Origin of the sequence: Veillonella parvula, from assembly GCF_001553335.1 — a bacterium.
In the GTDB taxonomy this organism is placed as follows: domain Bacteria; phylum Bacillota; class Negativicutes; order Veillonellales; family Veillonellaceae; genus Veillonella; species Veillonella parvula_S.
Map to the genome: position 1 here is coordinate 1 of NZ_KQ960776.1, position 21,825 is coordinate 21,825.

Consider the following 21,825-nt stretch of genomic DNA (forward strand, 5'->3'; position numbering starts at 1 on the left):
TTTTGTCGCATTACTTATTGCAATTCAAGTTATATAAATAAAAATAGCTCCTAAGGGAACTATTTTTATTTATATTATTTGAGTTATATCTTGATATTACGTTCTATAATATCCCCCTTAGATAATATGGTTGCAGTAACATCGTATCTATTTTTTGTGATAATTATACTACACCCATAATCATATTCAAACCTTCCATTTTCTTCTGTCATTTCAGCTAATTTTTTGATATCCTCCTCCGCATTATCATTCCACCAAGGTTTTACTTCTATAACGACAAAATTGCTACTATTACATCCACGTCTATGCACTATAATATCTGGCCTTATCAACTCATTAGCCTTATTCTTTTTAGAATCAGCTAAATCCCGGTTATATTCACAGTCTACATCATACTCATCTATACATAATGATAAATAGTGCCCAATCTTATGTGAAATGGACAACTCACTTACATGATTATCAGTTTCATTAAATATTAAGTATTGATCTTTATAAAACAACATATCTAATGCAATCTTTAATGCATCATAAAAACGCCCTAAGGTATTCATAAAATATCTCCTTTTAGTGTTTGTAGATGAACTAAATATAATTCCTTTATATAACTAATTTGACCTACTAACTTACATATTCTACAAAATACTTTATCTCACAATATGTATTTATCATCGGTTCTAAAAAATTCTAATTCACAAGCAGCTATTCCTCTCTTATACTCCGTTTTCTTAATAGTTCACGTTCTTTTTTTATAGAGATATATAAACTAATATAAAACCAATATATACAGTATCCGTAAATAAAGCTCCGACTAAATACGAATACTAATTCAATCCATTCTTTATGTGTCATATTAGGAAGTAAACAGCTAAGAGAAATAAAGTGCTTTATAGGATTGATGATTTCAAATGATGAAGTATACCAATCCGGAGAAATTAAAACACCTATATGATTAAACATCGCAAGAATATAATATACGCCTCCAATAAAAGGAATATAGACTATTGATAATTGTAATAAGTCAAAACTTTGATTACTTATAAATTGACAGTATGACTCCATATGGCTTAACAACTTATAAAAATCTTCAGATAATTTCATGAAGTATTCTTTTTTATCTAATTGCTTTATTATAACTTCTAGGATATAAGCTATAAGTAGTATCAAAAATAATATTCCTGGTATGCTACATACAAAAGGGATTAGCCAATAAAGAATAAACTCAACTTTTTTTAGCAATACTTTTACTATTTGAGGTAATATAGATTCAAAATCTAATATATTTACTCCATAATAAGCATATAAGTAATCAGCAAACAAACATAACAAAAAAAGTAAAACAAAAATCTTTGTAAATAAATCAAATCGTTTTCTAACTAAATTTATCAATGCCATAATACTCCCACTCATATATACCTCCTTTTATTCATAAAATATCATACCATAATATACTATTATAATTTTACTTATAGTTAAAATCGTATAATTTATTGATTATACGTATAAAAAAGCCCCTGTATAACAGGGGCCTTCTTTATTCTCCAGCACTGACAAGCGCTTTTGTATATGGGTGTACCGCTTCTTTAAGTCGTTTTGATTCGATAGTTTCTACGATTTGTCCATCTTTCATAACGATGATTCGGTCTGTTACGGCTTGTAAAAGTCCAATATCATGGCTGACGAATACGTAGCCAAAGGGTTGTTCCCTATGGAGTTTTTGTAATAAATCTAGTACCAACTTTTGATTCACCGCATCAAGGGCTGATGTAGGTTCGTCAAAGAGTACTAGTTTTGGATGCATCAACATAATCCTTGCCAGTACTAACCGTTGCAGCTGACCACCACTTACTTCATGAGGATATTTCTGAACAATCGTTTCAGGTAGATCTACATGTTGAATCCATTTACGGATATCTTCCTTTGCAGCGGTTATATCCATAAGCCTATAGTTGATATATGGCTCTAAGAGAAATGCTTCTAAGTTCATTCTCGGTGGAATCACCGCCAAGGGATTTTGGAACATCATCTGCATAGAGCGATATATTTCTGTATGATTTTGAATAGAATGGATGTCCTCACCAAAGAGTCGCAAGGTGCCAGATGTAGGTTTTTCTAGCATGGCAATCATCCTAAGCAATGTACTTTTACCAGAACCGCTACCACCAGCAATACCTACCCGTTCATTCTCCGCTACAGAAAAGGATACGTTATCAACGGCGTAAACCGTATGATTGTGGTTCGTATATTGTTTACATATATTCTCAAGTTGAATCATACTACACCACTTTCATTACGGAATCTAACAAAATACGAGTATACTCATCCTTTGGATGGGCCATGATCTCTTCGGTAGAGCCTACTTCAACGAGTTGCCCCTTATTCATAACCCCAATGCTATTAGCAATGCGCGCCGCCGCCTTGATATTATGAGTTACGATAATCACCGTTGCCCCAAGGGCCTGGGTGACCTCCTTCATAAGATCTAATACAGAGGCTTGCACGAGCATATCTAAGGCACTAGTCGGTTCGTCAGCAAATACGATGCTCGGCTTCAAGATAAGGCTCAAGGCTATTGCAAACCGTTGTTGCATACCACCACTCAATTGAAACGGATAGGACTGCAAGATACGCTCTCCGTCAGTTAAGTGAACAAGATTAAGCATATCTATAACGCGGCTTACATCATAGCTTTCACCATGAGCACGGAATAAATCTTTGAAGTGATTTTCTACGGTGCGATTTGGATTTAGATAGGCGCTGGGATTTTGAAAGATCATAGAAGTCTTCGTGCCCCGCAATTGTCGCCAATCACCATCACTCAATGTAGAAACATCGGTTCCGTTTAGCAAAATTTGGCCGCTAATGTTAGCTTGTTTCAACATGCCAAAGGCGGCACGAACTAACGTAGATTTACCAGATCCGCTTTCACCAACGATGGCAAAAACCTCACCATTGGGCATGGAGAAGGATACATCGCGTACCGCTTGCTCCGCACCGTATGAAATTGTAACCTTATTAAATACGATACAATCAGATTTATTCAATAGTAGAATCCTTTGTTAATAAGTAGTAATCGATTGGATGTACCGGTACATTTTTAACTTTTGTAGTAGATACAACCGTTGCACTTGGATACAACAAATAAATATCTGCTACGTCATCAACTAAGATTTGTTGCACTTGTTTTGCAATATTAGAGCGTTCGTTTTGATCAAATGTTACAGACAATTGGTCGATTAACGCATCTACTTGAGAATTAGTGTAGCCGCCAACGTTTGCTTTCGCACCAGTTTTGTAGAATAAGCTGAGGAACCAGTAAGGATCGTTTGTAGACATAGTCACTACATTGCGTTCTACCAAATCAAAACCATCTGTACCAAGTGTATCTACTTCATCAGGGCTTTGTAATTTCTTAAGAGTTACAGCAATACCAACTTTTTTCAATTCTTGTTGGATTTCTTCGTATAAGCTTGTGTCTTTACCCCAAATAGCAATAGTAATCGCTAATTCTTTGCCATCTTTTGCATACATGCCGTTTGCATTCTTAGCGTAACCAGCTTGAGTCAAGATTTGGTCAGCTTTTGCTACATCTGTCATCGGTTTATTAACAATCGCATCATAGCCTAAGTTGGCAGATGGCGGGAATGGTGCCGCCCCTGGTGTAGAGCCATTGCCGATGATTTTAGCCATGGAATCATAGTTAATGATATGAGCAATAGCGGAGCGTACAGCTTTATCATGCAATGGAGATGCTTCTGTGTGGTTTGCTTTCAACATAAACACACGAACGCCAGCAACGTCTTGAATATTGAAACCGTCTTTGAACAAGCTGCGGTTAGCAGAGTCCACTTTTTGGATTACATCAACGTCTTTAGATTGTAATGCCATAGCGCGTTTGTTGTTGTCTTCAATGTCTTTTACGGTTACAGTATCAAGACCTGGTTTGCCACCCCAGTAATCTGCGAAGGCAGCGAGTTCGATTGTTTCACCTTTTGTGAAAGCAGTTATTTTATAAGGGCCTGTAAGAACTGGTTTAGATGCTACGTCTTTAAGATCTGCAGTATCCATGATAACGAAAGCAGGTTCAGTCAAGCTAGATAACAAGGAACCATTAGGCTCTGTAGTTTTAATGATTAAGTTTTGACCATCTACTGTGATGGACTCGATTTTAACAGCTTTAGCGGAACGAGCACTTTGTTTCATCGTATACTCAATGGACTCTTTTACCTTTTGAGGCGTCATCGGAGTACCATTGTGGAATTTTACGTTTTCACGGATGTGGAATTTCCATGTTGTAGGGTCCACATTTTCCCAGGAGTCTGCCAATTGTGGAGTAAATTTCATATCTGGTGTTACTGTTGCCAATGTTTCACCAGCGCCGATACGCGTCAATGTCCACGCATCCCATTCGTGAGTTGGGTCTAATGTTTCACCAAACCAATACAAACCAACATTCATATGCTTCCCTTGTTTGCCATCTTTAGCAGTATCATTGCCACAGCCAACCAAGAGAGCTACCATGCATAGCATGGACAAACATGCTAACAACCAACGTTTCATAATATCTCCTTTAAAGTACATTGCCTCGTTGAGGCTTTCACCATAAAAAATCTATACACAGCACGGTTAACGAGATACATCAAGGGCATCCCGCAACGCATCACCAATATAGTTAAATAAAACAACGGTAATAAAAATAGCGAGCCCTGGGTAAATTAGCAGCCACGGCGCCGTTTGTAGAAAATCTCGGGAACTCAACAGGATCGCGCCCCACTCCGGATCCGGCGGTTGTACACCGATGCCGATGAGCGAAAAACTGGCTACCAAAATGATGGCGTCCCCTAAATGTTGAATAATAACGATCACCAACGGTGGCAATACATTCGGCAGAATATAGCGCCACAATATTCGTAGGTTCGAAGCGCCCGACATGCGAGCAAAGGTAATGTACTCCGCGTGGCGTTCAATCTGTACGAGGCCTCTAGTGATGCGGGCGTACTCTGCCCATTTCGTAATACATAAGGAAATGATTACATTCGTTATGCTAGGTCCCATAATACCGATGAAAGCAATAGCAATTACCATGTTCGGGAACCCTAGTACCAAATCAATTAAGCGAGATAACCAACGATCAATGCGAGGTGTAGAGAATCCTGCTAATCCACCAATAGCAATACCGATGGCCCCACTAATGCCAATGATGGTGAAAGCAATCCCTAAAGAGGCTTTACCACCGTACAGAATACGAGACCACACATCACGACCGAGTTGGTCAGTACCTAATAGATGGGTACTACTAATGTCTTGTAAGCGGTCCGCGATACTAGTTGTTTCAGGATCAAAGGGTGCTATATAGGGAGCACATAAGAAAAATACGATCCACAGAGCTGCTAATACCAACATGGCGTATAAAGTATAGGGCTTTTGTCTATTCATAAGAGCCTCCTTTTATAGCGGCTCTTCGCTTCGGATTCAGCCAAACACTCAATACATCAATGATGATATTTATCACGATGAACACCAAGGTAATCCAGATGATATAACCTTGCATCAATACATAATCGCGAGCCATAATACCTTGTACCATCATGTAACCAATACCTTTTATGGAGAATACCGTTTCAATAACGGCAGAGCCACCTAGCATAGCGCCCATAGTTACCCCCATCATAGGCAACAACATAAGTCCCACATGAGGGAATATGTAACGGGTGTAGACCATCCATTCTGGCAATCCTAATGCTCGTGCCCCCTGTACAAAGGGCTGTCGCGACACTTCTAAAATAGCATTGCGCAATCGACGAATGTAGAGACCACATATCCATAAAGCAAGGGTTACCGCGGGCAATACATAGGCAGAAAAGCCATTGGTATTCGTTACCGACACTAGCTGTAATTTAACACCGAATAAGTACAGTAATAATAAACCGACCCAGAACCCAGGGATTGCTAATGCTAGGAATGTAACGAGACGAACCCCATGATCAATCCATGAGTCTTGATACTTTGCAGATAACATACCGAGCGGTATGGTCACCACGATTCCCATAACAAGAGCTAAGGATACTAGCCCCAAGGTATTAGGCAAGGCACCGCCAAGAATGGTCGCCACTGGTAAAGCATACAGAATGGACTCACCAAAGTCCCCTTGTACAATTTGACCTAACCAACGTAGGTATTGCTGCCACCACGGGTCATTGAGGCCCAACTGTTCTCGCATCTGTTCTACTAATACCGGATCAGGTGTAGCCCCTACTAGATTAAACTTCATCGCCACGGGGTCAATGGGGGATAGTTTAATCAATACAAATGTACCGATAGTTACAACTAGTAAAATACCAACAATACTCGCCAAACGCTGTAATATTAATCGATACAATACATCACCTGCCTTCTTTTATTATAAATTAACTATATTTCTATTCTATCAATAGTCTTTATATATAAGTATACCCGCAGAGGTATATTAGAGTGATTCTCATTATGAAAGTTTTGCATACCAACAAAAACGGCCCCTCATATGAGGAGCCGTTCTATATAAAACCCTTACAGTGTCCATGCGAGTGCTTCACCACAACTCGCATGCCTATCCCATTAGGCCTGGACTTTTATATTATTTTGTAAATTATTTTGTATGTTGTTTTGGAGCTACTGTATTAGCAACGATCGCTTTAGCCATGTCACGAGTTACAGGGCGTTCGAAGTACATTCCATGAGTTTGACCGTCTTTGGTCCAACCTATGAGATATACCATTTTATTGCCACCTTTGAAAATAACCTTTGTGCCGTTTACTTTCTCATTAGCTGTTACACGAAAATCGCTATAATCGCCGCTAATATCTTCTTTTATTTCATTAGATACGCGATACACGATGCGTTTGCCTGCAGCTTGATTACGAGTAGCATCTTCACCAGGTTGGTAAACATAAACCACTTGCAATACATCCTTATCAATAGTACTTACAGATTCAATGTTATAACCTACAGGTAATACCTTAGGCATTTGAGGTGTAATGTTCATATATTTAGCCGCTTCATCTACAGTAGAAAACTCATGAAACGGGCTTGGCATGCCAACCATTGACACTTCTTGTTCAGCTACCACAGATTTAGGTTGATTCGGTTTTACATCAATAGTACCTTGAGCACCCGCAACAGTATAAGAACCTACACAAGCACAAGCAACAGCCATCAATACAAATTTCTTAACCATGGGTATAATCTCCCTTCGCTCAACACGAAAATTTTTAAAAACACATTTATTTTGTATGTGATTTTTCTTCAACAATATTACGAATTATAGCCTTCGCCATATCTCGCGTAACGGGATGCTGAAACTCTAAAGAGTGATTCTGCCCATCTTTTATCCACGATGCAAGATAGACCATTTTCTTACTGCCTTTGAAAGTAACCTTTGTACCGTCTACACTTTCAGTTTCTATTACCTTATGAATCTTATGGTCACCACTAATATCACCAGTTAAGTTAGATGAGCGGTATATAATAAGTGCGCCGCTAGCTTTGTTGTAATATGGCTCCGTGCCAGGTTCATAGACATAAACAACTTGTAATATATCTTTCTCTAAGGTTATGACAGATTGAATATTAAAGCCTACAGGTAGCAACTTTGGCATCTGTGGTGTTATATTCACATACTCCGCTGCTTGTTGAACTGTGGGGAATACATGTACCGGACTCGGCATAATAAAATTTGGTTCTGTAACTTCAACTGCAATACCACTAGACATTGGCATAGATACGCCCCCACTAGAGGAATCTTGAGCACTAGCAATATTATATAAGCTAATAGACACACATGCAAATATAGCCAATAAAAATAACTTTATCTTTGCTCCCATAACAATAATATCCTTTTAATCAGTTTTGTAAAATTATATTTATCAAAACTTTCCTATCAATTATATACTAAATGATATAAAATTTCAAATAACTATTTCTTATGCACCATAAATCCAGCTGCTTGTTGGTTAGCCATGATTGTGACATCAGAAATTTGCAAGCGTTTAGGTTGGTTTGTTACGTATAACACAACATCCGCCACATCCTCAGGTTGGATGGCATCAATGCCAGCATAGACGGCTTTAGCTCTTTCCGCATCACCGTGAAAGCGAACTTCACTAAATGGAGTCTCTACGATGCCCGGTTGAATGGTTGTGACCTTAATATCCGTTGCAATCGTATCCATCCGAATACCATCGCTCAACATCTTAACAGCCGCCTTTGTGGCACAGTAAACAGCACCACCGGGATATGCGTAAATACCAGCAGTAGAGCCCATATTCACAATATGACCTGCATTTTTATCAATCATATAAGGTAGTACAGCTTTTGTTACATATAAAAGACCTTTCACATTCGTATCGATCATAGTCACCGCATCATTGACAGTACTATCTTGGAAAGGATCTAAGCCTTGTGCAAGACCTGCGTTATTTACGAGGACATCAACGCCACCAAAAGCCTCAATTGCTGCTGGAACCTTGCTTTCAACATCCTCACGACTACGCACATCAAGAACCAAAGTCTCAACGCGCACGCCATACTCCTTAGACAAACGAGCCTGTACCTCAGCTAACACCTCAGCGCGACGTCCAGAAATCAACACATTATCGCCATACTTTGCATACGCCTCGGCAATACAAAGACCAATACCAGACGTTGCACCAGTAACAAAAACATGACGAGCCATAAGAACCTCCTTATCAATCCAAACTATATCTATACCCTAATTATACCACTTTAATATGTAATGGACTCTAGGCTACTAGGCGTACCACACTCTCCTACTCCCCAAAATGACATATTGACGCATTTTAAGGTAAAACGCATAGAAATGAAAAAGGATTACCGTTCTGGAAGCGACTTTCCCTTTGTATAAATAATATGTCGGCGCATTTGTTTATAATACGCTAATATTTGAGCTCTACAGCAGCAGTAAGACAAATAGGGATACCTATTCGAAGCCGCCTTGGGCGCTACGCGTACCCATGAAGGCTGAGGATAGGTATCCCTATGTCTTATTTAGTCTGATAAGTAGAGCTCAAATACTACGTCTTTTATTTCAAATGCGCCAATATATCATTTAACACTTCCATGCAATCCCCCACTATCCCATAGTTAGCGTGTTGGAAGATTTCTGCATTTGGATCGTTGTTGATAGCCACGATTGTGTCAGCACCAGAGATACCGCTCACGTGTTGAATAGCACCGGAGATACCAAATGCCAAGTATAGCTTAGGACTTACAGTTTTACCTGTTTGGCCTACTTGGTATGGCAATTCAATCCAGCCCTTTTCAACGAGAGGACGTGTAGCACCTACAACGCCGCCGATAGCATCAGCAAGTTCGTAAAGCTTATCAAAGTTTTCTTTAGCCCCCATGCCACGACCACCGGCCACAATGATATCCGCTTCTTGAATGTTGTACCCAGCTTTGCTGAACGGAATGAAATCAAGACGCTTCATGCGAATATCTTCAGGTTTAAGGTCGAATGGTTCAATTTGAATGCGTCCCCAACTATCTGCAATGCGTTCAGGCTTTTTAAATACATTAGGACGGACAGAACCCATTTGTGGGCGATGATTTGGGGAAATAATTTCAGCTAAAATATTTCCCCCCAAGGCAGGGCGTGTCCATTCTACAAGACCTTCTTCAGTATCTACTGTCAAAATCGTACAGTCAGCTACGACGCCATTTTTCATGCGACCAGACATACGTGGTGCTAGGTCACGGCCATTATTTGTTGCACCAATCAAAAGAATATTAGGCTTATGATCTTCAAAGAAGTCCGTCAAAACCTTTGTATAGCCGTCTGTTGTATAGTATTTCAAAAGAGGGCTTTCAAAAACGTGAACAATATCCGCACCATGTGCCACAAGTTCCTCCGCCTCGGATTGAACATTCTCACCAAGCAGCATAACTTGAACGAGTTGGCCCAATTCCTTAGCAATACGGCGAGCTTGACCGATAAGTTCATACGTAACCGGATGCACTACGTCATCGATGGTATCCGCTACGACAAAGACGTCTCTATATTCATCAAAATTTGTCACTCCCATTATCGATCACCTCCTTTGGAACCTTCTTCACCTTTAACAGCTGCTAAAACCTTAAACTCACTGGAGGATACACTTTCAACAGAGGCAGCCCGCTGCACAGGATCTTTTACATCTACGCCCTCATCATTGGTATCTACAGGCTCTTCAACCAGTTCTTCGCTGGGCACTAATAGATGAGAAAACTTTTCTGGCTTGATATTATAAGCTAATTCAAGAATTTTCTTAGCGCCTTCGTCTACGGATGAAAGCATTTCTACCTTGCCCCGAAGCGGTGGTTGGTATACCTTGCGCACACGTGTAGGAGAGCCATTGAGACCAATACGGCTTTCATCAATATGCGGCATATCTCGCAATGTAATATGCGTAATCGTGTATCGTTTAGCATAAATCGAGCTCCAAAGACCGGGTTGGCGAGGCTCATTGAGTTCAGCCGTAGCCGTTACCAATAGAGGTAATGGAACTTCCACAATTTCGTAACCATTTTCATGTTCTCGTTTTACAATCGCTTTTTGGGCTGCTTGATCTACGGATAATTCACAAGCATAGGTAGCTTGCGCCATGCCCAATTCCTCAGCAATTTGAGGCCCTACCTGAGCCGTATCACCATCGATAGCCTGCTTGCCGCAGAAAATGATTTGGAATTCACGATTCATGGTACGTTGAATATGACGAATGGCTGAGGCAATTGTATAGCTTGTCGCCAATGTGTCTGCACCGCCAAACGCACGGTCTGTAATGAGCACCGCATCATCCGCACCGAGGGATAAACACTCGCGAAGTGCCGCCTCGGCTTGAGGAGGCCCCATAGTGACAACGGTTACACGGCTACCTTCATATTGGTCTTTTACCGCAAGCGCTGCCTCTAACGCATGCATATCATAAGGGTTTACAATACTAGGCAGACCTGTGCGGATGAGATTATTCGTTTCCGGATCCAGCTTAATCTCAGATGTATCTGGAACCTGTTTGATACATACTAATAACTCCATACACTCACCCCTGTCTAAATTCTACGCCCTTAGCATTACGCGGATATTTCCAAGTTTTTACGATGGTTTCGCCACAGAGAACACGGCAGGTACCGCATTCAAGGCAACCAGCGAAATCAAAGGCTAAATCGCCATTCTCTTGTAATGTATATAAACCAGCAGGACAGCCATTTACGAGTTTCATTTTCTCTTCCAGACCAAAGCCAGCGCCATCCACAATGATATGAGGAGACGTTTCATCTACATAGTATTTATTGGCGCCCAAGCGCTCTTCTAATTTCATAGGGAACGCACCCCTTTCCAAGCATCACGAATCAAGGTAACTAAACCTACATCACTTACACTACTCATCAATTTTTTCATCATTGGCACTGCCCCATCACCGTTTACAGTGAATACATCGCGCATCACATTATTCACAAGAGCTGGATACTCTTTGAATATGCGAGGGTTTGATGCGAGGAAGGCAGGCATATTTTTATAAAGCTTCATGTCCTTATATAGCCAAGAGTTCTTGATTTGACGTTCATACAATTTATCAACGCGCTCCATGTTCTCATCGCGCAAGGCTACGTTAACTGCATCGGCTGCACACATGCCAGATTCGATGGCAAGGTCCATCCCACGAATGGTATACCCCAAGTTCATACACATGCGCGCCGCATCACCAACGATAACATACCCATTACCACCCAATGTAGGCAGAGCTTTAAACCCGCCTTCAGGTACGAGATGCGCACTATGCTCCTTCAATTGACCATTTTTCAATAATGGTGCAATTCTTGGATGATTGGTGAAAGCTAACAACATGTCATCTACCGATTTATTGGCTTTGCCGATATCTTCAAGGCCTACAACCATACCTACGGAAAGGCTGTCTTTATTCGTATAAATAAAGCCACCGCCCAATAAGCCATCGGTCATATCGCCCAAAGTAAGCCACGCCATCCCCTCATCGCCAGATAGCATAAGCCGATTTTCAAGATCTTCTTTTTTGAGTTTATATACTTCTTTCACCCCTACAGCCATTGTTTTTGGATCTGTAGGACCTGTAAGACCAGCCTGTTCCAATAATAATGTATTAGAACCTTCTGCGATGATAACTAGTTTTGCATATACTTCGTCATCATGACAGCGAACACCTATTACGCGGCGACGTTTTCCTTCACCTTCGGTAATAAGCTCAGTTACCTGTACATTAGACACGAGGAGAGCCCCTTTTTTCTCCGCCTCTTCTGCTAACCATTTATCAAATTTAGCACGTAATACTACGTAGGATTCTTCATTAGGTTCACCATCTTGGTAACTATACTCGATGGTGGTCATTTCATTACCCGTACCAATAGAAATACGCTCTTTTGTCACCTTTCGTTCCAACGGCGCACGGTCTCTAAAGTCCGGTACAAGACGCTCCAAAGAATGTGTGTAGATGCGCCCACCCATCATATTTTTAGCACCTGGTGCGGTGCCACGTTCGATGAGTAAAACTTTTACCCTCTGCTCCGCTAAGCGTAATGCTGCCGCAGACCCCGCTGGCCCTGCGCCAACAACGATAACATCAAATGTTTCATTGCGATTAATTGCCATATACTCAGCTCCTTTAAATGAAAGCTTAGACTTACATAAGTTCATATAGTATATATATTTCTCTATTTAGAACCAAAATACCTTTAAAAATTATCACAGAAAGATGAATATATTCTATATTTTTCAGAAATATATTATAATAATCTATACATGTTGTATATATACTCATTATATATTAATACTAATGTATACTTTCCCTTCTAGATGAGTGCAATAAAATTCATCAATTCGTGAATTTTATAAGTAAGTCTAGCTTTCATGGTAAAAGTAGCGTATGATAAAGGTAGCAAAAACCCTATACGGAGCAAGACGCGTATAATACGACCGCATAATGCAAGTCCACGGTCAAGGTTGGGAACTCGTTATTTTTTAATTAAGAGGAGGCCCTATGGACCCGTTAAAAATCTTGAAAGCATTATCAAATCCGCATCGGTTAGATATTATATTGTGGCTAAAACACCCAGAGAAAGAATTCGGTGTACAAGTACACTCTAACACTCTTATCGATTTCCCTCATAGTGTGAGCGTTAAGAGTATCCAAAAGCGCTGCGGTGTATCACAATCTTCTATTTCTACATTTATGAGCATCTTAGAGAATGCTGAACTTGTAGAATCGCGTAAAATCGACCAATATACCTATTTCCGTCGCAACGAAGAGGTTATTCACGAATTTGGCGAATGGTACAACAAAGAAGTATCCATACAGTCTGACGAAATTGACAAATTATTAGAAACGGTTATCTTAGAAGACACATCATATCCATCAATTGATGAAAGCTCCATACCTAGCGAGCAACTGGCAGTCGAAATACGTACTAAGGGACCGCAGCATGATGAAGAAAGTAAATAAAAGCCCTTCCCTACTTACCATATCTAGGGAAAAACGAAAAGAGCTATAATATTCAAAATTATAGCTCTTTTTTATGTGATACTATACCACTTATAGTATATATATAACTCATAACGTAAAAAGAGTGCCTCCCCATTTTGGGGGGCACTCTTTACTTTTATACATTTCGTTGTGCTTCGTAAGCTCTGAATAGTTTAGATAATAATTCAGGAGCCAATCGCAATAGCTCTGGGTTTTCACAGAAAGACACACGCAATTGTGTTTTACCAGGGTTATTATCGCCATTTTTACCGCTATAGAAACCATTGAGCGGTGCCATGAGAAGTGTATATTCCTTGCCGTCATCAAGGCTTACTGCACCGTGTTCGGCACACCAAGAAGCAAATTCTACACCATCAAAGCCAGGTTTTGCAACCTTTCTCACGTCGATTACAAAGTAAATAGACGCTTCAGGGCGAGACACGATAAAGTCCGGTTCTACCTCTTTAAAGCCTTTATGGAGTTCAAAGATCATTTGACGATAGTAGTCGCGTTGTTGCTCATACCAGTTATGCAACTGCGCATAGGACTCGTGCTTCAAAGCGCCAAAGATATATTGGCCCAATGTATTAGCGCTAAGGTTTGCCGTATACTCCGCAACAGATTTTTCATAGCACAATTTATTATCCGTAATGATGGCTCCAATGCGAAGCCCACACGCATTCCAAACCTTACTAGCTGTTTCAAGGCTAATACGGCGACCTTCGATGCCAGGCACATCTTTATCGGTTAAAGCCCAAATACTAGATGTTTCTTTCCCCTTTTCATAAGCCAATTCACGGTACGCTTCGTCAGAGATAATCCATAAATTATGTTTAACGCACAATTTAGTATATTCAATGAGCGTTTCTTTGCTAAATAATTGACCTGTAGGATTGTCATAAGGAATAATGAGCAATGCACCAGGTTTTGTGTCGATAATGCGCTTCTCTACAGTCTCTACGGACGGCAATTCGAACTCACCATTTTCATTGAGCTCCCGTTCTACTGTTACAGTTTTACGACCTATGCGAAGACCTACTGCATCATAATTTGTATAAGAAGGATTGAACATCAAGAGAGGGCGTTCCTCTTCACCGGCACCACCACATACGCCGAGCATGATGATTTCCATCGCCATGGATGCACCGTCTGTTACGAGTACATCAAGGCCTGTCGTATCAAAACCTTGACTGCGCAAAATATGTAGAAATGCTTCACGGCATTCATCAGTGCCCGTAGTTGGTACATATGGCACAATGCCATTGTGGAACGGACTATTGACACCACCCAAATCAAACAACCTACGCTGCATGGCGGGATGCATAGGACGCATTACATTGCCAATAGAACCATTCACCAAGATAGGTGGGTTCTTACGTTCCAAGAATTTAATTTGTCCTAGGCGAATGCCAGACGGCTTGCGAGCCATCATATACGGCGATAATTCTGGTTGTTTCATTTCGATCCAACTCCTCTAAAAATCAACCTTCTCCATGGGAAGGTTTTGATAACTGTGAAAGTAACAAAACACTTACTATACAAGCAAATATACGTTTACATCACAAAACATAAACTATGAATACCTATAGATAGATACATAATATTATAGAGCTTTTACTATAGAAAATCTATAGTTTTATAACATATACTTATTTACCTATACCCAATTTATCGGTTATTGAAAATAACTCTCATGGTGCTTAGTGCGGTCTCAATATATCATCAAAAATTATAATAAAAATGAAAGAGCCCCATAAGAGGCTCTTTCACCATGATATAGATTACATTTTGAAGCTATACAAATAACTATGATGTAATTGTCAATTATTAGTATAGCTTTATAATCGAACCATTACAGTAGTTATATCTATTAGATAGTCACTTCTACACCTAGACGGAAGTTGCGACCTTGACCTGGCCACCAGTCACCAGGGTTGCCCCAACGAACGTTAGATTGTTCTGCATAGTATGTATCAAAGATATTATTGATACGACCAAATATAGTAACATTTTCGCGTACACGATAGTTAGCGCTGATATCCGCCAACCAGTACGTTTTACGTGGGAATACATTATCTGCAGGGCCAGGACGATTAATGATACCGCGGATATCCAAATGAGCATCCCATTTAGCATCGTTGTAATCAAGGCCTGCATTAACAGCATGTTTTGGCACATACCCATCGCGATTTGCTTTGCGAGTTGGTGTCGCATCAATATGAGTATACGTATAGCCAAGGCGTGCGGACAAGTGGTTCGTCAATTGTTTACGCACATCCGCATTGATGCCACGAGCTTTTTCAGTGTCAAAATTGCGATATTGGCCTGTAAAATTTGCTGGATCTGTCATAACCCAACCGATTTTATCCTTCGTACTACGGCTGAAGAAACTAAGATTACTATTCCAAGTTTTACCGAATTTATGGTGTACACCTAAATCAAATTCATGACCTGTTTCCGGTTTCAAATTGCGATTGCCATTGAAGCCATCAAATAATTGGTATGGTGTAGGTGCCAAGAAGTACTCTTTATACGCAGCATATACATTTGTTTTCTCATTTACATCATAGCCAAGACTAATGGATGGAGATGTATGTGTACCGAAGGAGGAATGATGGTCAACGCGGATACCAGGCGTTACAGTCCACTTAGGAGCGAATTTCCACTCATCTTGAATGAAGTAAGATGTATTCGTAAGCTTCACCCCGCCCATATTAAGCACCTTATCTTGTCTCCAATCAAAGCCGCCTACTACAGTATGGTCTTTTGCTTTATACGTAACTTGATCCCCAATACCACGAGTCTTCACATCTGTTAAGTATCCATCATATGTTGTTTTATAGTGATTGTTCATCAAGTATAATTGATGACTCCAGCGATTGCTGATTTTGTTGTTCCAAATCGCGCGTAAGGAGTCATTCGCTTCATTACCATAACGAATATGGTTGAGAGCACCCAAATGGTCAGAGTACATTACATCACCACGATATGTATCGTAAGCTATTTTTACATCGTTCTTATCATTGATTTTATTGCCCACCATGAAAGATGCTGTATGGCTGTTGCCATGTTGAGGAACACGCACGCCATGACCATCTTTGTAGGAGCCAATGATATCTTTTTGTACGCCTACACGCCAATACCAATCATTTTGGCTACCTTCGTTGGTAATTGCGTATTGCTCTAAATCATTGCTGCCACCCATCACGCGAAGCTTAGTTTGTACACCTTGCTCAGGTTTTGCGGTGATTACATTTACTACACCACCAATGGCACCGGAACCATACAATGTAGAGCCTGCACCACGTTGAACTTCAATGCGATCAATACTAGACATATCTTTCAAAATAGTCATCGGCGGATTCACACCAGCCGCCCCCATATTGATGCCGTCTACCAAATACAATACTTGGTCAGACCCATTGATGCGGAATGCATTGGAGTTCGTGTAACCTACGCCACCACCATACGTATTAATATCTACGCCCGGTACGATGTTCAAGGCTTCGTTCATATTCGTAGCATGGCGCTCACGAATATCGTCGCCTGTTACTACGCCTACACTAGCTGGCACTTCTGAAAGCTGTTGTTCACTACGAGTCGCCGTAACAACAATGGTATGCGCTTCTTTCGCATCACCAGCGTCAACAGCTGATACACTAGAAGCACTCAATGTGCTACCAAATACGAGAGCTAACCCTATGTACATGGATAATCGTTGCATTCTTGATACTTTCATAAAAACCTCCACACACACTAAATCATTTGTTATATATATTTTGTGCCATAGAAACCATTGCCCGTGTCATAAATTGGGAATAACTCATGACCTGCGAGGAATCTACGAGGAACACACGACGATTGGCGATGGCCTTAACCCCTTGCAAAGCAGGGTCAGAATAGAGCTGTTCTGCCGTTGCTGGCGTAGTACCATCCGAAGTATAGGCCACCGATGGGATGATGATAATGTCTGGATTCGCTTTAATTAAATCCTCTCGCGTCCCATTATCAAAAGGCCCCAAGCCTAATTGGGCGGCCGCATTGGTAACCTTCAGATATTTAGTCATATCATCAAAGGTTGACCCTTTGCCACCGGTTAAACCAAATTGCGTATAAAATGCTACTACAGGGCGTTCACCGGTATGTTTATTTGCTAACGCTTCGACAGTTTTCAAATCTGCATCCATGCTAGCAATCATCTTTTCATCCGAAGCGTGTAAGAGTCCTGCAATTTCATGGATAACTGCTTTTGCTTCTTCTACCGTAGTCGGAGTCTTATAGACGTAAACGGGAATCTGCATATTCCGCATTTCCCCAATTGCATCTGGAGACATCCAGTTTGGAACTAATACTAAATCAGGTTGTACTGAAAGCATGGATTCAGCAGTTGCTTTCACATGCGTCCCCACCTTGGCAGACTCGTCAGGCACATTGTTAGGCACGGTACCAACGGCTGCCACTCGGCTCGGATCAACTAAGGATAACACTATATCCTCTGTACTGGCAGCAATAGGGACGATGCGCTTCGGCTCACTAGGCACCGTAACAGTTACACCAATGCCATCAGTAACCTGATGTGTCGTGCCCGTAGTCCCCGTCTGCGTAGGACCACAACCGACCACTAGAAGTACCATCATTACTATGGTACATATAATAGATATTCTATGCTTCATACTAACGACCTTCTATAACCCCTTCCATGGAAATAAATAATGATTGCAAATCCTGTAATATTTCAGGCGATGCATTCCAATAGCCACGTTGAGAAGCCTCTAGCAAGGTTTCTGTAATGCGCTGTAAGGCCCAAGGATTTACATTGCGCATCCAGTCTTGTACCGTCTTGTCTAAAGCATACTTATTAGCATACCCTTCATAGACCCAGTCTGGTACGACATCACTCGTAGCATCCCAACCAAAGGTATGGGATACGACATTCGACATATCCGATGCCCCTTTATAGCCATGTTTCATCATGGCTTGAATAAATTTAGGGTTCTGCGTTTCCCCTTGCACGACGCGGCGAATTTCATCACCTAAAGGCCTCATCACAACACGACTGCGGTCTGAGCTATCCCCCACATAGGCGCGCGGCGCACTGCCCTTTGCGGTGCGCACCGCCGCAATGAGACCACCGTGATAACTATAATAATCATCAGCACTCATAATATGGGTTTCTCGATTATCTTCGTTCTTAATGGTCACATCCATCGTGGTTAATCGACGTTGGAATAGCCTCATGTCCTGAGGAATGTCCTTGTGCAGGTGAAAGCTACTCCACTGGCTATAAACTTGAGCAATATCTTGTAAAGACTCCCAGTTTTTGCCTTCAATCAAGGCACCTACACCCGTGCCATAAGCTTGGGGCGGATCGCCAAAGATGCGGAGTCTAGCCTTTTTAGTAGCCAATAGAGGGTCCTCACCTTGCTCAACGAGCCAGTCTACATCATCGTGAATATGCTTTTTCACGTAGTTGTCTTCCAACGACTCATCTAATTCTGCCACCATTTCAACGGCTTTGTCGAGCCAGCAGATAGCAGTAGGCATCATATCTCGAATGAGGCCACTGATGCGGCCCATCACATCGATGCGAGGGCGCTGCAATTCCTCTAAAGGAATCACTTCTAAACCTGACACACGACCGCCCGATTGCCATTTAGGTCGAACTCCTAACAAGTAAAGGAACTCACCCAAGCACTGACCATGACTTCTAGAATTGCTCGTAGCCCATAGGATAATGCCAATCGTCTCAGGATACCGTTGTTCATTCAAAATATAGTCAGCGATAACTTGATCTGCTAACTCTATGCCTAATTGATAGGCTATCTTCGTCGGTAAAGCTCTTTCATCTAAACCATAGAAGTTACGCCCCGTAGGCAGTACGTCGACTTGACCGCTCGAGGGGGCTCCACCTGGACCGGGCTCTACATATCTGCCCTGTAAGGCATTTGAAATAGAGGTTAGTTCGTTCTTGGTGTCACCTAATTTTGGAATATACTCTCGAACGATCGCATTCGCCAAAGGTTCTAACCGTTCGGGCACTGTATAATCTGGTATATTGATCACATGCCTTACAAAGCTATGCAATTCATTCCAAATTTGATCTATGGTAACACTATATCGTATACCATCTGAATGAATTTCGCCAGCATGTTCCGCCATATAAGACCAATCATAACCTAATTCTTCTGCGATGGTGGCAAGGCCTGACGCGATTTCACCTTGAGGAGTGCTTACAATAGCAGTAATAAACTCTTCTAATGCTTCCCCTTCAGGACCTTGCCCCAAGATGTGCAAACCATTGCGCATCTGCATATGTTTCAAGTCGCTCAGCTTTTCGTGGACCTCTGTAATTATATCGTCCACCGTCATGGTAGAACCTCGTTCTTTATCGATGAGATGGCACTCCATGGCCTTTTCCCGAATCACTTCACCTATAGTAGAGACGCTTTCAGGATGTTCTTGCTCAAAATGACTATGCTCATCGAGCAAGGCCTCTAATTCTTCGAACTCATCATAGAGGCCCGCTGTCGTCATCGGCGGCGACAAGTGCCCCACTAAGCAAGCCGAGCTACGGCGCTTGGCTTGTATGCCTTCCCCTATAATGGTTGTCCAATACGGGTAAATATTTGGCAAACTGGAAATGCCGATTTCCGGATAACAACTAGCGCTGAGTCCAGCCCCTTTACCTGGCAGCCATTCTAGAGAGCCATGGGTACCAACATGAATAACCGCATCAGCTTGAAAGACATTGCGCACCCAGTGATAAAACGCTAAATATTGATGCGGTGGTGGCAAGCAAGGATCGTGATAAATAGCCGATAAATTCTCCCCAAACCCACGGGGTGGCTGCACCGTAATCCACAGATTGCCATTGGAGAAACCGGAAATAATGACTTCATTATCGTAGACGAATACATCCCCTGGGGCTTCGCCCCAAGATTTGACCATCGCCACCTGCGTATCTTCTGGCAGTGTAGCAAAATATGCTTTGTAATCATCACTACTTAAGCGACCTTCTGCAGAGGCTAGTAGCTCATCGGTGAGCATGGAGCGGTCATTCGTCATATGAGATGTTACCACATCCATCAAGTCTGCACTCGTTTCTGGCACCCTATCGATGGTATAACCTTCCGCTTTCATGTCTCGCAATAACCGCAACACCGACTCAGGTGTATCAAGACCTGCGGCAGAGCCAATGTTGGAGTTCTTAGGCGGATAGTTATGTAATATAACGGCCACTTTTCGCTCCGATACAGGGATATGGCGCAATGTAGACCATTTAATAGCTCGTTGTACAATAGCAGCGATGCGTTCTTTCACAGGCAAGTACACATAGTGTCCACGCTCATCATAGGTTTGGCATGCCACAACACCGCCTTGAATAGCCCCATCTAGCTCAGGCTGAGATATAGATAAATTCACGTCTAAAGGTGTTACACCTTGTGGATTCTCGGCCCAAGATTTCTCATCCATGTATATGGTATAACCCTGAACGATAGGAACATCCTGTAGCTTTAACTCCTCCAAGGTTTGAGCACCTAAGGACTGAAAGGAAAATTTACAAGTATTTATGAGCACATCAAAGGGGAATACATCCTTCCCAAAAAGATGGTTCATGGACAGCTTCATATTCGGAATGCCTACGCGCGGATTCGAGCCATACTGACCATAAAAGATAATTGGATTGTATTGATGTTGATAAATCTCTTCAAATAAGGCCTGTTGATACTCAATATCCCCCATGATCCATTCGTCACGGTAAAAGTAGACCGCTATAGATGGCCAATTTCGATGCCCTTCGGCATCCATAAACTCATCATAGGTTTCGTAGATATTGCCTTCTCGACCCATAATGGCTTGCCAAGGAATAGGATCTGGCTCTTCCCATTCAGAGGGAGGTTTTGTACTGAAAGCACCGTTGATTAAGCGTACATAATTCATGACCCCACTAGTTCGGCGGTAGCTTTCAAGAAGAACCCGTTTATCCTCATCCAAATTGCGATATAAAATATCTGTTTTCTTAGGTTCTACTACATCGATCCAGTATTTAGGATGATGTGCATATAACCAGCGTTCCAGACGTTCTAAGAAGGGCGAGTCTAAACCAACCCCCATATTCGTTACCAGAACTACATCGGCAGCGCGTAAGCGACTTTCAAAGTCAGCATCCCATTGAGGAGGCTTTTTCATATTGCAAAGGTCCACCTCGCCCTGTAAGAGTTCCGGGTAAGTAGCAACAGCTTTTTCTATATATTGGATTTGTTTTCCTAAATTAGAAATATACAGGAGTCGACTCATG

Annotated in this window: 19 protein-coding genes; 1 reads left to right on the top strand and 18 read right to left on the bottom strand. The window is 41.5% G+C overall.

The window, feature by feature from the left end; translation table 11 throughout:
- Nucleotides 1–83: 83 nt before the first annotated feature.
- From HMPREF1865_RS01030 to HMPREF1865_RS01095, 14 genes are all read right to left on the bottom strand, one after another.
- Entirely contained in the window at nt 84–554 is a 471-nt protein-coding gene (locus HMPREF1865_RS01030; RefSeq protein WP_012863696.1) for a hypothetical protein, read from the bottom strand.
- Between the two features lie 148 nt (nt 555–702).
- Nucleotides 703–1,410, bottom strand: a complete 708-nt coding sequence (locus tag HMPREF1865_RS01035; protein WP_060918904.1) for a hypothetical protein — start codon at nt 1,408–1,410, stop codon at nt 703–705.
- Nucleotides 1,411–1,534: 124 nt separating this feature from the next.
- Nucleotides 1,535–2,275 carry an ABC transporter ATP-binding protein gene (locus tag HMPREF1865_RS01040; RefSeq protein ID WP_060918905.1) on the bottom strand — a complete coding sequence of 247 codons (741 nt, stop codon included), beginning with the start codon at nt 2,273–2,275 and terminating at the stop codon, nt 1,535–1,537.
- A 1-nt stretch (nt 2,276) separates the two neighbouring features.
- The gene (locus tag HMPREF1865_RS01045) at nt 2,277–3,044 is read right to left on the bottom strand and encodes an ABC transporter ATP-binding protein (protein WP_060918906.1); all 768 of its coding nucleotides are present in this window, start codon (nt 3,042–3,044) and stop codon (nt 2,277–2,279) included.
- Nucleotides 3,037–4,560, bottom strand: a complete 1,524-nt coding sequence (locus HMPREF1865_RS01050) for an ABC transporter substrate-binding protein (RefSeq protein ID WP_060918907.1) — start codon at nt 4,558–4,560, stop codon at nt 3,037–3,039. The genes HMPREF1865_RS01045 and HMPREF1865_RS01050 overlap by 8 nt, the downstream gene beginning before the upstream one ends.
- 66 nt (nt 4,561–4,626) lie before the next feature.
- Nucleotides 4,627–5,436: an ABC transporter permease gene (locus HMPREF1865_RS01055; protein WP_060918908.1), complete on the bottom strand. Its 810-nt coding sequence runs from the start codon at nt 5,434–5,436 to the stop codon at nt 4,627–4,629.
- Nucleotides 5,429–6,379 carry an ABC transporter permease gene (locus HMPREF1865_RS01060; RefSeq protein WP_060918909.1) on the bottom strand — a complete coding sequence of 317 codons (951 nt, stop codon included), beginning with the start codon at nt 6,377–6,379 and terminating at the stop codon, nt 5,429–5,431. The genes HMPREF1865_RS01055 and HMPREF1865_RS01060 overlap by 8 nt, the downstream gene beginning before the upstream one ends.
- Before the next feature lie 246 nt (nt 6,380–6,625).
- Complete coding sequence (locus HMPREF1865_RS01065) at nt 6,626–7,213, bottom strand: hypothetical protein (protein ID WP_060918910.1); 588 nt, start codon at nt 7,211–7,213, stop codon at nt 6,626–6,628.
- Nucleotides 7,214–7,259: 46 nt separating this feature from the next.
- Nucleotides 7,260–7,859, bottom strand: coding sequence for a hypothetical protein (locus tag HMPREF1865_RS01070; RefSeq protein ID WP_060918911.1), 600 nt, complete (start codon nt 7,857–7,859; stop codon nt 7,260–7,262).
- A gap of 92 nt (nt 7,860–7,951) precedes the next feature.
- Nucleotides 7,952–8,710, bottom strand: a complete 759-nt coding sequence (locus tag HMPREF1865_RS01075) for an SDR family NAD(P)-dependent oxidoreductase (RefSeq protein WP_060918912.1) — start codon at nt 8,708–8,710, stop codon at nt 7,952–7,954.
- A 367-nt stretch (nt 8,711–9,077) separates the two neighbouring features.
- A complete protein-coding gene (locus HMPREF1865_RS01080) occupies nt 9,078–10,079 on the bottom strand; it encodes an electron transfer flavoprotein subunit alpha/FixB family protein (protein WP_060918913.1) in 1,002 nt (333 codons plus the stop codon).
- The gene (locus HMPREF1865_RS01085; protein WP_038125732.1) at nt 10,079–11,068 is read right to left on the bottom strand and encodes an electron transfer flavoprotein subunit beta/FixA family protein; all 990 of its coding nucleotides are present in this window, start codon (nt 11,066–11,068) and stop codon (nt 10,079–10,081) included. Before HMPREF1865_RS01085 ends, HMPREF1865_RS01080 begins: the two co-directional genes overlap by 1 nt.
- 4 nt (nt 11,069–11,072) lie before the next feature.
- Complete coding sequence (locus HMPREF1865_RS01090; protein ID WP_008715118.1) at nt 11,073–11,351, bottom strand: ferredoxin family protein; 279 nt, start codon at nt 11,349–11,351, stop codon at nt 11,073–11,075.
- Nucleotides 11,348–12,655: an FAD-dependent oxidoreductase gene (locus HMPREF1865_RS01095; RefSeq protein WP_060918914.1), complete on the bottom strand. Its 1,308-nt coding sequence runs from the start codon at nt 12,653–12,655 to the stop codon at nt 11,348–11,350. The genes HMPREF1865_RS01090 and HMPREF1865_RS01095 overlap by 4 nt, the downstream gene beginning before the upstream one ends.
- 388 nt (nt 12,656–13,043) lie before the next feature.
- Here HMPREF1865_RS01095 and HMPREF1865_RS01100 point away from each other — a divergent pair, with 388 nt between their 5' ends.
- A complete protein-coding gene (locus HMPREF1865_RS01100; protein ID WP_004697882.1) occupies nt 13,044–13,505 on the top strand; it encodes an ArsR/SmtB family transcription factor in 462 nt (153 codons plus the stop codon).
- A gap of 157 nt (nt 13,506–13,662) precedes the next feature.
- Here HMPREF1865_RS01100 and HMPREF1865_RS01105 read toward each other — a convergent pair whose 3' ends face one another.
- The 4 genes from HMPREF1865_RS01105 to cobN all read right to left on the bottom strand — a co-directional run bounded on the left by HMPREF1865_RS01105 (nt 13,663) and on the right by cobN (nt 21,824).
- Nucleotides 13,663–14,985 (bottom strand): pyridoxal phosphate-dependent aminotransferase, encoded by a 1,323-nt coding sequence (locus HMPREF1865_RS01105; RefSeq protein WP_008603324.1) that lies wholly within the window; start codon nt 14,983–14,985, stop codon nt 13,663–13,665.
- Nucleotides 14,986–15,396: 411 nt separating this feature from the next.
- Nucleotides 15,397–17,265, bottom strand: coding sequence for a TonB-dependent receptor plug domain-containing protein (locus tag HMPREF1865_RS01110; RefSeq protein ID WP_060918915.1), 1,869 nt, complete (start codon nt 17,263–17,265; stop codon nt 15,397–15,399).
- 22 nt (nt 17,266–17,287) lie between these two features.
- Entirely contained in the window at nt 17,288–18,199 is a 912-nt protein-coding gene (locus tag HMPREF1865_RS01115; protein ID WP_060918916.1) for an ABC transporter substrate-binding protein, read from the bottom strand.
- Between the two features lies 1 nt (nt 18,200).
- Nucleotides 18,201–21,824, bottom strand: a complete 3,624-nt coding sequence (gene cobN, locus HMPREF1865_RS01120; RefSeq protein ID WP_060918917.1) for a cobaltochelatase subunit CobN — start codon at nt 21,822–21,824, stop codon at nt 18,201–18,203.
- Between the last annotated feature and the right edge of the window lies 1 nt (nt 21,825).

Coding starts and splice junctions, on each gene's coding strand:
- HMPREF1865_RS01030 (WP_012863696.1), bottom strand. CDS start 554: ATGAATACCTTAGGGCGTTTTTATGATGCATTAAAGATTGCATTAGAT.
- HMPREF1865_RS01035 (WP_060918904.1), bottom strand. CDS start 1,410: ATGAGTGGGAGTATTATGGCATTGATAAATTTAGTTAGAAAACGATTT.
- HMPREF1865_RS01040 (WP_060918905.1), bottom strand. CDS start 2,275: ATGATTCAACTTGAGAATATATGTAAACAATATACGAACCACAATCAT.
- HMPREF1865_RS01050 (WP_060918907.1), bottom strand. CDS start 4,560: ATGAAACGTTGGTTGTTAGCATGTTTGTCCATGCTATGCATGGTAGCT.
- HMPREF1865_RS01055 (WP_060918908.1), bottom strand. CDS start 5,436: ATGAATAGACAAAAGCCCTATACTTTATACGCCATGTTGGTATTAGCA.
- HMPREF1865_RS01065 (WP_060918910.1), bottom strand. CDS start 7,213: ATGGTTAAGAAATTTGTATTGATGGCTGTTGCTTGTGCTTGTGTAGGT.
- HMPREF1865_RS01070 (WP_060918911.1), bottom strand. CDS start 7,859: ATGGGAGCAAAGATAAAGTTATTTTTATTGGCTATATTTGCATGTGTG.
- HMPREF1865_RS01075 (WP_060918912.1), bottom strand. CDS start 8,710: ATGGCTCGTCATGTTTTTGTTACTGGTGCAACGTCTGGTATTGGTCTT.
- HMPREF1865_RS01080 (WP_060918913.1), bottom strand. CDS start 10,079: ATGGGAGTGACAAATTTTGATGAATATAGAGACGTCTTTGTCGTAGCG.
- HMPREF1865_RS01085 (WP_038125732.1), bottom strand. CDS start 11,068: ATGGAGTTATTAGTATGTATCAAACAGGTTCCAGATACATCTGAGATT.
- HMPREF1865_RS01090 (WP_008715118.1), bottom strand. CDS start 11,351: ATGAAATTAGAAGAGCGCTTGGGCGCCAATAAATACTATGTAGATGAA.
- HMPREF1865_RS01095 (WP_060918914.1), bottom strand. CDS start 12,655: ATGGCAATTAATCGCAATGAAACATTTGATGTTATCGTTGTTGGCGCA.
- HMPREF1865_RS01100 (WP_004697882.1), top strand. CDS start 13,044: ATGGACCCGTTAAAAATCTTGAAAGCATTATCAAATCCGCATCGGTTA.
- HMPREF1865_RS01105 (WP_008603324.1), bottom strand. CDS start 14,985: ATGAAACAACCAGAATTATCGCCGTATATGATGGCTCGCAAGCCGTCT.
- HMPREF1865_RS01110 (WP_060918915.1), bottom strand. CDS start 17,265: ATGAAAGTATCAAGAATGCAACGATTATCCATGTACATAGGGTTAGCT.
- HMPREF1865_RS01115 (WP_060918916.1), bottom strand. CDS start 18,199: ATGAAGCATAGAATATCTATTATATGTACCATAGTAATGATGGTACTT.
- cobN (WP_060918917.1), bottom strand. CDS start 21,824: ATGAGTCGACTCCTGTATATTTCTAATTTAGGAAAACAAATCCAATAT.